Source organism: Pseudomonas caricapapayae (assembly GCF_001400735.1).
Classification (GTDB): domain Bacteria; phylum Pseudomonadota; class Gammaproteobacteria; order Pseudomonadales; family Pseudomonadaceae; genus Aquipseudomonas; species Aquipseudomonas caricapapayae.
The window spans coordinates 1-10,826 of sequence record NZ_LJPW01000084.1; the positions used below are offsets into that span (position 1 = coordinate 1).

Below are 10,826 nucleotides of genomic sequence, written 5' to 3' on the forward strand. Positions count from 1 at the left end.
TCTGGTGGAGCTGGCTCATAATCGATTCCGAAGGTGGCGTGAGTCGTTGAAGTAGGGTATTGGTGTTTCAACTAAAGGGATGGAAGCTGGGAGCAGGAAATGCTGGTGAACGTCACAGGGGCAACTGAGCTTTTCACGTACACGTTTTTACACGCAGGCGCTAAGGCCGCTCTAACAGCAGCTGAATCTAGTGAGGAAGGCCAAGCCTATAACCTTCTGAACGTCTTGGTTCTTTCTAGCTTCTTGGTTGAAGCATATTTCAACCATTTGGGAAATCTGAAAGGATTTGTTGCTTGGAGCGACAAAAAGGATAGGACTTCTGTGTGGAATAAATACAAATTCCTACGAGAAGCTGTCGGTCTGGAAAAATTAAGCATCAATGAGGCGTATCCAGCGGTGGACGCGGCGATCGAATTTCGTAATGAGATGGCCCATGGAAGAACCTCAACTTATAATTTTTCTCAAGATGTTCTTTGGAGCAGCGGTGGAGTGCTTCCGCCAAAAATACCCGTGGGGTGGCAATTAGCTTTAAATCTCAAGGACGTGAAATGTTGTTTTGATGCCAGCAGGAAGCTCATATTAGAACTCCATGAACAAGCAGGGCTAGGAGGCCGCCCGTTCACGAAGATGGCATCCACTCAGCTAAGATTCTGATCGCCTGTTTAATAACGTCCTCGTTCAACACTAAAAAGTGTAGCTAATCGGGGGCGGCTCGGGCGTCACATCTTTGCTCTGAAAACGGTGCGTTATTAGAATTTCCATTGCATGCGCCGCCCTCCGTGTCCGGTGGTGGCAAATTGATTGGGGGGGGGTGGGTTACGAAACTGTTGCTGGCGCTTCGATCTCGTCAGCTTCATCACGATCAGGGTTGCTCATGATGCTTCTGACGCCGTGGTCGTAGCCTCGCGGGCGCCCGCAGGTCCGAGCGAGTGCATGTAACGCAGACTGGCAAGAATCACGGATGCCTGCTCGCTGTCTTTAGTCCACTCCATGATGTCGCGGGCCATCTGCTTTTCGCCGTAGCGTGCTTTGATCCGAAGATCTTCCGAGCCCATTCTGAGCTCCTTCTCGCGCCGTCGATCGTCCCGCTGTTTCTGGGTCATGGCCATTTATCAGCTCCGTGTAGCCGCTGGGCGGCAAGTGAATATGTTGCTGGCGCTTGCCGTGGCGGACGCGGCTTTGAAGGCGCTTCATGCTGCCTTGACCTGATGCCAAGCCCCAGCTGCATAGAACAGCTTCGCCGCCTGCGCCTCGTCGAGCGAAACCTCGGCAGGAATCGCAATCCAGCCAGAGGCCACCAGATGGTTCTGGTTGCAGCTGCCGCGCAGCTCCAGGTAGTAATGCTCAATCGCATCAGTCAGCCTGTCGACCTTGTGCAGGCCCTCAGGCGATATCTCCACGGACTTTACATACTCAGCGCCGCGCTCGTCTCGACACATGGCGCTGATGTAGATGGTCCATCGGTATGAGAAGTCAAAGAGGGCGTTCGCAATGGCCAGGGTGCGGATCTGCTTGTGGCTCTTCCAGTTCACCATGATCTGCAAACCGCTGGGGTCTATGTTAACCACGGCGACGTGGTTGGTGCTGAGCAGGGCGCGACAACTGCGTTCGGCGCGGGCAAAGCAGTTGTTGTGCTTGCGGCGCTTCATAGCTCGGCCGCCATTTTGCGCAGCGTGTTCCTTTCGCGGCGACTCATGACAGGGGGCTTGCGGTTCAGCACCGTTGCCGGGTCGATCCAGTCCCTGCGCTTTGGCGGCGGCTCTGGCTTGAACACGCCCACCTGCTGAATCTTGCCGTCTTTCCGCTCGAACTCCGCGATGGCCACAGCCAAGCGCGCGGATTCGACGCTGTTGCGCTTGATGGCGCTCAGTTCGGTAATCATCATGCTGCCACCTGTGTGATGGTTACTCCGTCCATTTGGAAATCATCGCCTTGAATGTGGACCAGGTCGTCCAGCGCGCCCCAGTTCACTGTGAGGACCGATATTGGTGCCCGACCTTCGTACACGGCTTTCACCAGCGCATGAAGGTCGGTGACGTTTGCTTCAAGCTTTGTCGGCTTGGACGGCACTTTGGGTGAAGGTGCAACAGCTGACATCCTTGGCGATGCCTGTTCGACCGGCTTGGGCGCCTCAGCAGCTTGCGGCGCAGGCGCGCTGGCTTTCGCTTTTTCAGCTTCAGCGACTCGCTCTGCTTCGGCAGCCGCCGCAAGCTTCGCTGCTTCTTCAGCACGAATACGCTCACGCTGCGCCAACTCTTTCGCTTCTTCGGCCTGCTTGTGTTCGTTGATCCGCACCTTGATGAGAGCCACTAGGTCATCATTGTTCTTGAGCACGATCTGCTGAGCATCGTTGAACAGAAACGGATGATCCACGGCCAGGGAGCGCAAGCTTTCCAGGTTGGCGCGGATGCCGTCGCCGATCTGGCTGGCTTCGATCTTGGCACGGGCCAGTTCAGAGTCGGCGGCGTCACGCAGACTGGCGATATTTTTTTTGCCTTTGATTGCGCCGGCGAAGTCCGCAGGGATCTCCGGCAGCCGCACCTTGCCACCGAACGAGGTGTTGATCTTGTCCAGATGATCCCGCAGAGCAGCCTTCGCTTTCAGAACGATCTCTTCGCGAATGGCCACCTTGCGAGCTTTCACCAGCTTGTCCAGCTCAAGGCGCTTGCGACGGGCCTGCTCCGATATTTCGTCGATGGTGCGGAAGAGGGCGTCGATGGTTTCCGTCTGGCTCAGCGCATGCTGCTTGGCCGCTTCCAGGCGCTCCTCGACCTCGCCGCACCACTTCACTGTTTTCTCTGCGTCAGCGAAGTGCTGGTCGGTTTGCAGGTCAGTGTTGATCGCAGAAAACACGGCCAGCGAATGGGCCTTGAACTGCTCCAGGTTGCTCGCAGTGACCATGCCGGTGACTTCGATGCGAAGGGCCGGTAGCGCGTCCGGGGTCTTCCCAACTGCCTCCACCACGGCCTCAGTTGGTTCATACGCTTCAAGGTCGACTTCGAACTGTTTCCAGCCGGCGACCAGCTTCGCCGCCCGGCCTTTTACCGGGAAGTACTCCATCGAGACGAAGTTGTCTTCGGTCCCGTCCGAGCAAACGAAAATCACTTTCTCGGCACCGGACACCAGCAGTTGCTGCTCCAACTGCCAGTAGTAGTGCGCATCCAGATCACCTGCACGCACGTCGGCGGCGAGCTGCTCGTTCCACATTTTGTGCTCGAAAACGATCTCGCCCATCATTGTGCAGCCGTCGAGGGAGGCCAGCAGGTCGCCTTCGGTGCCCACAACCGGGAACAGGTCTTCGCCGATTCGACCTTCAAGAATCGGACGGGCCAGCGCTTCGGCTTCGTGACCCTTGTCGAACAAGTACTTCTGGACCCACCACGAGATGTCCCGGTCCAGACCGGTCTTCTTGGCATGAAGCAACTCGGTGCGCTTCATCTGCTTGGATGCGCCCATCATCACCGGAGCTTCTGAGGCGGTGCGATAGTTGGCGCGGAGTGCATGCCATTCGGCGCTGCCCTGGGTGACTTTATGCGTCTTCATGCGGTTTCTCCGGCGATAGGAGCCATCTTGTTGATCCGGTCGATCTGATCGGCACTGAGGGTGTATTTCGATTCCAAGAAGGCGATCAGGCTTTCGGTGTCGGTCTTTCCGGTGTCGATTCCCTCCTGCCATTTGGGAAACATCGTTTCGAACTTGTCTTTTTCGTAGGCGGGAAGCTCGGACCCTTGCTGCTCCGGCTGTGGGGAAACATCACGGTACCGAGGGGTGCTTTCCTCCAGCTCATCTGGGCTGTAAACCCCCAGAATCACGTCAGGGCAGTAGAGGCGGGACCAGCGTTTGGTCGCCAGGTACGCGAGCTGCTGGCGAGGGTCGTCGGCCCAGAGCGTGCTGTTGCGTGTACGCGCCTGGGCCAGTAGCAGCTCCAACACCCTGGGCTCGTCTTCTCCGCGGAACGTCGCCCAAACCTTCACGCCCAGGCCTTCCTCGTCGGCAAGCTTCCAGCCCGGCTGCCGATACTCGCCCTTGTCCCCTTTTTTGATCTCGAACTTGCCGATCACCTTTTCCCAGTTGCCATACCACTCGTAGTGCAAGCGATCCACCACAGGTGCGCAGGTAGTGATGACGGCATTGACCAGCTGCGCCTCGTAACCCAGCACGCCATTCACCAGATGTGTTTTCTGTGCGACGGCGAAAGGGTTCATCCTCCACTGCATGGCCTGCATGACGACGGCCAAACAATCGGCGGAATTGCCATTGAAGTGCTTCGGCAGAGTTGCTCGCCCGGTGGCCATTACTTCAGCCAGGCGCATCATCTTGTCCAGGCTGTCGCCGTCGAGGACCAAGGCGCTGGTCGAGGTGGCGGCATGCGGAAGCACATGCAAATTTTGCTCGTGCGAGACGGGCGCAACGTTTCTTGCGGACATAGGAAATCCTCGCGCTCCATGCGGGCGCTGCGATTGAATAGGGAAGGGGTTACTGCTGTGCGAAAGGGTCGAAACCAAGACATTCGACGCAAACGGCTGGACCATCGCCGGTTGGTGACGGGCATAGCAGCTCGTAGTCGACTTTCTTGCCACACTCCATACAGGTGTTCTCGTCGACGTACTGATCAGCCAGTCGCTCTGCGCGGCTCATGGAAATTTGTATCGGATCAGGAATTCGCACTGCGTTGATCCTTGCTGTAGCGATGTACCCACGGGCCTTGTGGCTCACGGTAAGACTTGATCGGCCAGCCAATAAAGCCCAGCCGTTCGGCGCGTTTGATCACGTCAGCCGGATCAATGCCAGCGACCTCGGCCAGCTGCTCGTCGATCAGGGATTTCACGGCGGGCTGGCTCATTGCGCCACCTGCTTGCGGTAGCCAGCGTCCCAAAGCTGCACGAAAGGAAAGTCGTTAAGCGATCCTGCCGCAAGGCGCATTTCCTGAATGCCCGCTTCCTTTTCTTCAGCCGCGATCTGCTCGGCGGTGCGGATGAGGCGAAGCTTGCATTTGTCCGCCCATCCCATGAGTCCGTCACCGTCATAAAATGCTGCGTAGGCCCCATCCGTTGAATGCCCGCAGATTGTCGTCAATTTCCATGTGCTATGGCTGAAAGCGCGCTCTACACGATCGCCAACAGGCGGCAGGCCTTCGCCATTCCAAGCCTGAGGCAGAGGCAGGGCGAACAATACCTTGCCCAACTCCCGCATGAGTTCAGCCGAGGTGCAGCACGAAGGGCATAAATGCCACTTTCCATTCATGAAGTACTTCCAGTTGTAGCCAGAAAGGTCGCGCCAAGGCTGCGGCGAGCCTTTGTAATAATGCGTTGCGCCTTCCGGCGCCTTACTCCAGTCAATCGTCATGCCGCTCTCCTTGGCGCACACAGAACAGCTTTCCGCTGACGGGCGCAGTAATGGTTGAATTCTTCGAGGGTGATAGCGCCGCCAAGCCAGAAGGCCGTGATCAGGCGCAGCGCCTCAAGCCCGGTCGGGTCTAAGCTGTCGTACTCGCCGATGGCGTCGAGCATCTTGTCGATGAGGATGTGCGGGCTCACAGTTCAGAATCCTCGAAATCAGCAATGACACCGTCCGCCGCAAGGGGCCGCAAAAGGCCCTCTGCAATTTCAAAAAGCTTTCCGCGCGGGTGCCCGGTGCCGATCAGGTAACCCGCCAGAGAGCCGCTGGCCATGCCGAAGAAGTTGGCCAGCACCAACTGTGCAAACAGGTCTTCCCGGTCTTCACCGTCGATCTGGCGCTGGTTCAGGTGGTCTTGCAGGGCGGTCAGGTACTCGGCGTGAGTCACCGACCGCTCGTGGTGTCCGCGGCGCTTGAACCTGATGTCAGCGCCGTGCACCACCAGAAGATCGGCGCTCCTCTCGACCCATAGTCGCTGCGGATTGGTAAGCGGGATGTATGTCGGAGTGCCTGTAGGAGGCAACACCTTTGCTGCTGCGTTCATGGTCGCCTCCAGAAGCTGGGTTATGCGGTGAGCAAGGTAAGTGCCGCCTGATGGTCGGCGACGTCTTTCTGATGAGCTTTGCGCCATGCGATCTGCAATTTCAGAAGATGAATTTCGCCTGACTTGGTGGTTTTGAAATATTCGCCAGAGTCGTCTGTCCCACACAGGTGAATGTCGCCTTTCTCAACGAGAGCCTGAACCGTCCTGTGCAGGTCTGAATCGATCTTCACTTCGTTCGGGCCGACATGGAGCGCGCTTTTCTGATTGGCGAAATACAGAACCTTTTCAACTGTGTATTTGGTTCGAGCCATGATTCTCATGCTCCTTGATCAGTGAACCCCTTCGACTGAACACTCAAGAACGGATAGAGGACATACAGGCACCGGAGAGGGTTCAGTCGGAGAGGTTCGGGGGTGTTGGAGGGGGTGCAGATGGCCGGTGCTGATCTCCGGCTTTCGACTGTCCTGACCTTGACCAGAGCCTGAGCCGTGGTCGCCACGCTCATGTCCGGCTGGAAGCAATGCCGGTATGGGTGCCAGTCAGTTATTGCGCATCAGCCTGCGCATTCATCTGCTTTGTTGCGTTGACGCAGGGGGCCGCTTTCGCGGCGTGTACTCATCCGCATCCCGCTGCGCACTCTGTGAATGCGCAGGAGGATGATCAATACGGCTTCTCGACCTTGCCCTGGTCCTGAAGGCTTTTGATGTGAAAGAGGCCGTCCAGCATGGTGTCCATCTGTTTGGCCAATTGGATGCGAAGGCCGTCTTTCAGGGCGCCCGATACGTTGCGCACGCTCTGGGTCATTTCCTTCGTGAAGTCTTCGGCGCAGACCTGAGTCATGATGTATTCGGCTCGGGTGACTGTGTTGTAGTCGCTCGTTGCGGCCTTGCCTGTGCGCGGTTCAACCTTGGCTGACCAGTAAGCGTTCACGGTCTTTTCCAGCTCCTTGCGAATAGTCGTGGCTGGACCTTCTGGCTCGCCCCAGGTGTTTACCCGGCGATATTCACGCTCAAACGAGCCGTTGATTGTTTCGTTGATCGCGACTTCTATCTGCGCCGTTACGCGCTCGTTGAAGATTTTGTCGATGCGCTTCTTGAGTTCCGCAGCGACCATTCCGGAAAGGTCATCGCCATCGCGCAGCAGTTCATCAGATACCTTGGCTACGATTGCGGCTTTCAGATCGTCTTCGTTGATATTGAGCATTTTGTGACTCCCGTGGATTTCCAATGCCGCCTCATAGAAGCGGCATCAGTAAATCTGTGGGTCTATCTGAGCCCCGTTACCCGCCACGGTGGCCTTGGCTGAACACCCGAGAAATCCTCGGTAGTTCGATCTCCACCCCGCAGCACTTCCGAGTCCTCTCTCACTGGCGACAGCACATTTCGTGTCCGATGCTTTGCCAGTTTGGCTGCGTGGTTTCGCGTGACCTCATATGGAAGTCACGGCCAGTTCCAGAGCTGGCATGGGATCGACTATTTGTTGCTCGCACTTACCAGATCGGGTCTGGGGTAGTCGGTCGCGAGGATCTTGGCGGTGGTAAAGAGCGGTTCGATCCGCTGGGCCTGTTGAGGGGCTGTTTCGCGTCTCGATGGGTGAAATATAAGCTCACTTATCTTTGTCGTCAATAAGCACGCTTATATTTTTTATCGCGCCCATAAAAAAGCCCGCTCAGTGGCGGGCTGGGTCGAGCTGAACAGGATGTATCGGAATAGGGATCTGTTGTCGGATCAGGCGAGCAGGTGGTTGGGGTAGAGGTAGAATCCTACCAGCGGAACAGTTTTTCGGCGGCGCCCGCTGTAACCGCGATCGCAATCATCAGGGCGAACATTCCTAAGAACAAAGCTATTGATGCGACCCAGGACCAATGCCATGCATAGTGAGCCCCAAGCACACCGATTATGCAGTTCAAAAAATTAATACGGAGGAAGAAAACCAGAATAGTTGCCACTAGAGAGCAGAAGAGCCAGTGCCAGCCTAGCCAGTGCTGAACGCCGCTATAAATAGCCAATATCTGGACCGCTCCTAGCGCGATGTTGAGAGGTAGAAGCAGAAGGCCTATGCCGGTTGCGAATTTGTCCGATGTGCTCATTTACAGACTCCTTGTATGAGAGCCATCATTCTAACATCGCGCCCAACCCAGGCGTAACGAAAAAGCCCGGCGCCGGGCCGGGCTTTCGTAAGGAGCTATGATCAATGGATAAATTTGGCTGCTGTAAAGGCTAAAGTGGCCAGCCCTGTGGCAACGGCGAAGAATTTCCAAGTCTGTTCGTTGATGCTTTTTTGAAAAGAGATCGCTAGATCCTGAATGTCTTTCCCGCTTGCGCGGACATAATCCGCAAGGTCGTCCTTAGAGGCAAGGCTTGCCACGTCAAGCTTTGTAGCCATGCCTGATTCGATATTTTCCAGACGCATCTCGACTCGAACCAGCTTGTCTCTGATTTCCTGAGTCGCAGTTTCCAGTTTACTGACGCGCTGTTCCAATTCGCTTCCTCCTCCGCCCGGTGGGCCGCCCCCCCATGCTTGGTGGCCAGATAATACTCTACCAGAGGAATCTCCTACGATGGGTGCGTTATTCGCCATTGGCCCTCCGATCTTCCGCCTGAAGGATCATTTTAGAAAGTGTGTCGACAAGATCCTTAGCGGTTTCGATGGGCATCGTGACTGCTCCGACGTCTAGCCTGAAGACATCTATTTCACCCGCATCCCTTGTGGTTGTGCCTGCTCCTGTGCGGTAGATAGAGGTTTTCACGTTTATAGAGGTTCGCCCAAACGTGAGGTGTATGGCGTCGGTGTTGTTCCACATAATGGCAAAAGCGTCGAACTGATCGACCTGTTCATCCATGTAGGAGCCAGCCTTGACGTGCCTCATCGTTTGGTCTTGCTGATCGTCCACTTGGATCTCCTTTTAGGCGCAATGCCTATTACAAATCCCCGCCGCGCCATATGGCCCGACGCTCACGCAAATTTCGTCAGCGACCTGACCACCACCCCAATGATCTTGCAGTCATCTGAGCATTGCACAGTGGGGTAGGCCGGGTTCAGCGGCTTCAGGTATCTGACTCCGCCGTCCTCCACCAGCTTCTTGAATGTCGCCTCGTTGCTGCCGGCCATCTTCGCAATCACCAATTTACCCGGTCGCACATCTGCCTGAGTGTCGACAAGTATCTGTGAGCCCTCTGGGATCGAAGGGGCAGTAGTTGCCGTCATCGAGTCGCCTTTTACCACCAGCCAGAACGCCGGACCTTTGGCCTTGTACTCCGAGACCTCGTATTCATCAGCGCCACCGGGTGCGTAGGGCTCAACCGCTTCCGACCATTCGCCTGCGGTCACCCAGCTCAGGACAGGGTAGCGGTACATCCGAGTCGGCTGGTCGACCATTTCGACGTTGGATGGCTCGCCGACCATTTCTCCGGCTCCATCCGCAAGCCATTCAACCCTCACTCGGCAAGCCTTGGCCAGAGCCACAAGATGTACCGAATTCAGAGTTTTCCCACTCTCCATTTGAGATATCGCGGGCTGCTCTACGCCAGCCAATTCCGCGAGCTTTCGCTGAGTGATCTTGGCGTGCGATCGGGCTGTTTTTAGTCTTTCTGCAAGTGTCGTCATGCGTAGCAATTTATAAGGCCCCTTATACGCTTGCAAATAAGCCTTCTTATGAATAGGATATAAGCACGCTTATCAGGAGTTATCGCTATGACCCCCATTGAAAAGCTCGTCGAGTTCTTTGGCGGGCAAGCAAAAACCGCCGCCGCTCTGGGCGTATCTCAAGCCGCTGTCTCGTACTGGTTCAACGGCACGCATGCCATGGGCGCGAACAAAGCATTCCTGGCTGAGGAACTGACTGGCGGAAAAATCACCGCTCGCCAGCTTTGCTCGGCCACAACCAGAAAGTCCGCCGCTTAAACCCATTCATCAGCCACAAGGAGCCCATCAATGGCCTATGACGATCCATCCCACAAACGCAGTGAAGTAATCAAATCCCGGTTCAAGCCGGAAGACGTCCGCTATCTGCGGATGGAGGCAAAGCGCGCAGGCATGCAGCTCGCGACGTATGTGCACGAACTTTCCATGGTTGCGCGCCGCCTTGGCGCAGCGGAGCTGATCCGGGAAATGAACCTTGGTTCCAATGATAAGACGGCCTAAAGGCCCTATGGAGGGCCAATGCCTGAAAGAACCTTCGACATGCTGGAGAAGGGGGCTCAGGACGAGGTTCGGCAGTTAAGCGCCGAGCTTGGATGGAGTCTCGAATACGCGACGCATGAATACCTGGAAGCAGGTAGATCGCTCGCGTTCCAGACCCAGCTGGAGCAGATGAAGCGCAAAGCGCCGCTGCTTTCACTGGTGGAACACAAAAAGGGCCTCGATAGGGGCGATTAGAGGACTTGGAAAATGAGCAATACCGAACTGAGCGTAGCTATAGAAACTCAGCCCGGCTTGAAAGAGCTTGAGGGCCTACTTGCTGCCCTTAAAAAGGTTTCCAAAGTCAGTCTCGATGCTTGCCTTAGCGTCAAGCAACTGCTTCTGGGCGAGGACGGCAGCCTCAAGAAAGGCGTCATCTACTTCGTCTTTTTCCCCGCAGCCGGGGCAGACAATAAAGCCCTTGAGCTTCGCGTCTCTGACCAGTTCCGTGAAGGTGCTGCCGCACTCATCGCAGCTTATCTCAAGTGATAGATCGTCGATTTCATTCATGTCCGGCCTCCAATGGCCTTTTCGTTTGGAAGCAAAAAGCTACCACGGATGCGCCGGACACCAAATCGCAGGCGAAAAAAAACCAGGTTCGCGGCCTGGCTCTTTCAACTGCACACACAAATAAGTTCTGGAGCGAATAATGCCCATTTCCCAACACGTCGTCAACTCCGACCGTCCGCGCCACGAAATTGCACCC

The 10,826-nt window shown here is 56.1% G+C and carries 20 protein-coding genes; 5 read left to right on the forward strand and 15 right to left on the reverse strand.

Going from position 1 to position 10,826, the window contains the following annotated elements; translation table 11 throughout:
- Positions 1 to 99 precede the first annotated feature (99 nt).
- Positions 100 to 654, forward strand: coding sequence for a hypothetical protein (locus ALO80_RS12710; RefSeq protein ID WP_055009262.1), 555 nt, complete (start codon positions 100 to 102; stop codon positions 652 to 654).
- A 218-nt stretch (positions 655 to 872) separates the two neighbouring features.
- On the opposite strand, the gene ALO80_RS12715 is transcribed toward ALO80_RS12710, so the two are convergent.
- The 15 genes from ALO80_RS12715 to ALO80_RS12785 all read right to left on the reverse strand — a co-directional run bounded on the left by ALO80_RS12715 (position 873) and on the right by ALO80_RS12785 (position 9,547).
- A complete protein-coding gene (locus ALO80_RS12715; protein ID WP_055009263.1) occupies positions 873 to 1,109 on the reverse strand; it encodes a hypothetical protein in 237 nt (78 codons plus the stop codon).
- Positions 1,110 to 1,190: 81 nt separating this feature from the next.
- On the reverse strand, positions 1,191 to 1,649 hold the full coding sequence (locus ALO80_RS12720; RefSeq protein ID WP_055009264.1) for a hypothetical protein: 459 nt from the start codon (positions 1,647 to 1,649) through the stop codon (positions 1,191 to 1,193).
- Positions 1,646 to 1,885, reverse strand: a complete 240-nt coding sequence (locus tag ALO80_RS12725) for a hypothetical protein (RefSeq protein WP_055009265.1) — start codon at positions 1,883 to 1,885, stop codon at positions 1,646 to 1,648. Before ALO80_RS12725 ends, ALO80_RS12720 begins: the two co-directional genes overlap by 4 nt.
- Positions 1,882 to 3,543: a YqaJ viral recombinase family protein gene (locus ALO80_RS12730; RefSeq protein ID WP_055009266.1), complete on the reverse strand. Its 1,662-nt coding sequence runs from the start codon at positions 3,541 to 3,543 to the stop codon at positions 1,882 to 1,884. The genes ALO80_RS12725 and ALO80_RS12730 overlap by 4 nt, the downstream gene beginning before the upstream one ends.
- Positions 3,540 to 4,427: a recombinase RecT gene (gene recT, locus ALO80_RS12735; RefSeq protein ID WP_055009267.1), complete on the reverse strand. Its 888-nt coding sequence runs from the start codon at positions 4,425 to 4,427 to the stop codon at positions 3,540 to 3,542. Before recT ends, ALO80_RS12730 begins: the two co-directional genes overlap by 4 nt.
- A gap of 227 nt (positions 4,428 to 4,654) precedes the next feature.
- The gene (locus tag ALO80_RS12740; protein WP_055009268.1) at positions 4,655 to 4,843 is read right to left on the reverse strand and encodes a hypothetical protein; all 189 of its coding nucleotides are present in this window, start codon (positions 4,841 to 4,843) and stop codon (positions 4,655 to 4,657) included.
- Positions 4,840 to 5,346: a hypothetical protein gene (locus ALO80_RS12745; protein ID WP_055009269.1), complete on the reverse strand. Its 507-nt coding sequence runs from the start codon at positions 5,344 to 5,346 to the stop codon at positions 4,840 to 4,842. Before ALO80_RS12745 ends, ALO80_RS12740 begins: the two co-directional genes overlap by 4 nt.
- Positions 5,343 to 5,537, reverse strand: a complete 195-nt coding sequence (locus ALO80_RS12750; protein WP_055009270.1) for a hypothetical protein — start codon at positions 5,535 to 5,537, stop codon at positions 5,343 to 5,345. Before ALO80_RS12750 ends, ALO80_RS12745 begins: the two co-directional genes overlap by 4 nt.
- Positions 5,534 to 5,941, reverse strand: a complete 408-nt coding sequence (locus ALO80_RS12755; RefSeq protein WP_055009271.1) for a hypothetical protein — start codon at positions 5,939 to 5,941, stop codon at positions 5,534 to 5,536. The genes ALO80_RS12750 and ALO80_RS12755 overlap by 4 nt, the downstream gene beginning before the upstream one ends.
- A gap of 20 nt (positions 5,942 to 5,961) precedes the next feature.
- Complete coding sequence (locus tag ALO80_RS12760) at positions 5,962 to 6,252, reverse strand: hypothetical protein (protein ID WP_055009272.1); 291 nt, start codon at positions 6,250 to 6,252, stop codon at positions 5,962 to 5,964.
- A 349-nt stretch (positions 6,253 to 6,601) separates the two neighbouring features.
- Positions 6,602 to 7,144 carry a hypothetical protein gene (locus tag ALO80_RS12765; RefSeq protein ID WP_055009273.1) on the reverse strand — a complete coding sequence of 181 codons (543 nt, stop codon included), beginning with the start codon at positions 7,142 to 7,144 and terminating at the stop codon, positions 6,602 to 6,604.
- A 559-nt stretch (positions 7,145 to 7,703) separates the two neighbouring features.
- Complete coding sequence (locus ALO80_RS12770; protein WP_055009274.1) at positions 7,704 to 8,030, reverse strand: hypothetical protein; 327 nt, start codon at positions 8,028 to 8,030, stop codon at positions 7,704 to 7,706.
- 101 nt (positions 8,031 to 8,131) lie between these two features.
- Positions 8,132 to 8,422 (reverse strand): hypothetical protein, encoded by a 291-nt coding sequence (locus tag ALO80_RS12775; RefSeq protein ID WP_055009275.1) that lies wholly within the window; start codon positions 8,420 to 8,422, stop codon positions 8,132 to 8,134.
- An 88-nt stretch (positions 8,423 to 8,510) separates the two neighbouring features.
- Positions 8,511 to 8,834 (reverse strand): hypothetical protein, encoded by a 324-nt coding sequence (locus ALO80_RS12780; protein ID WP_055009276.1) that lies wholly within the window; start codon positions 8,832 to 8,834, stop codon positions 8,511 to 8,513.
- A 62-nt stretch (positions 8,835 to 8,896) separates the two neighbouring features.
- A complete protein-coding gene (locus ALO80_RS12785) occupies positions 8,897 to 9,547 on the reverse strand; it encodes a LexA family protein (RefSeq protein WP_055009277.1) in 651 nt (216 codons plus the stop codon).
- An 87-nt stretch (positions 9,548 to 9,634) separates the two neighbouring features.
- Between ALO80_RS12785 and ALO80_RS12790 the strand changes: the two genes are divergently transcribed.
- The 4 genes from ALO80_RS12790 to ALO80_RS30735 are packed head-to-tail and all read left to right on the forward strand — an operon-like array spanning position 9,635 to position 10,609.
- Positions 9,635 to 9,844, forward strand: a complete 210-nt coding sequence (locus tag ALO80_RS12790; RefSeq protein ID WP_055009278.1) for a transcriptional regulator — start codon at positions 9,635 to 9,637, stop codon at positions 9,842 to 9,844.
- Between the two features lie 30 nt (positions 9,845 to 9,874).
- Positions 9,875 to 10,084 (forward strand): hypothetical protein, encoded by a 210-nt coding sequence (locus ALO80_RS12795; RefSeq protein WP_032803313.1) that lies wholly within the window; start codon positions 9,875 to 9,877, stop codon positions 10,082 to 10,084.
- Positions 10,085 to 10,102: 18 nt separating this feature from the next.
- The gene (locus tag ALO80_RS12800; RefSeq protein WP_055009279.1) at positions 10,103 to 10,318 is read left to right on the forward strand and encodes a hypothetical protein; all 216 of its coding nucleotides are present in this window, start codon (positions 10,103 to 10,105) and stop codon (positions 10,316 to 10,318) included.
- A gap of 12 nt (positions 10,319 to 10,330) precedes the next feature.
- Complete coding sequence (locus ALO80_RS30735; RefSeq protein WP_057429223.1) at positions 10,331 to 10,609, forward strand: hypothetical protein; 279 nt, start codon at positions 10,331 to 10,333, stop codon at positions 10,607 to 10,609.
- Positions 10,610 to 10,826 lie beyond the last annotated feature (217 nt).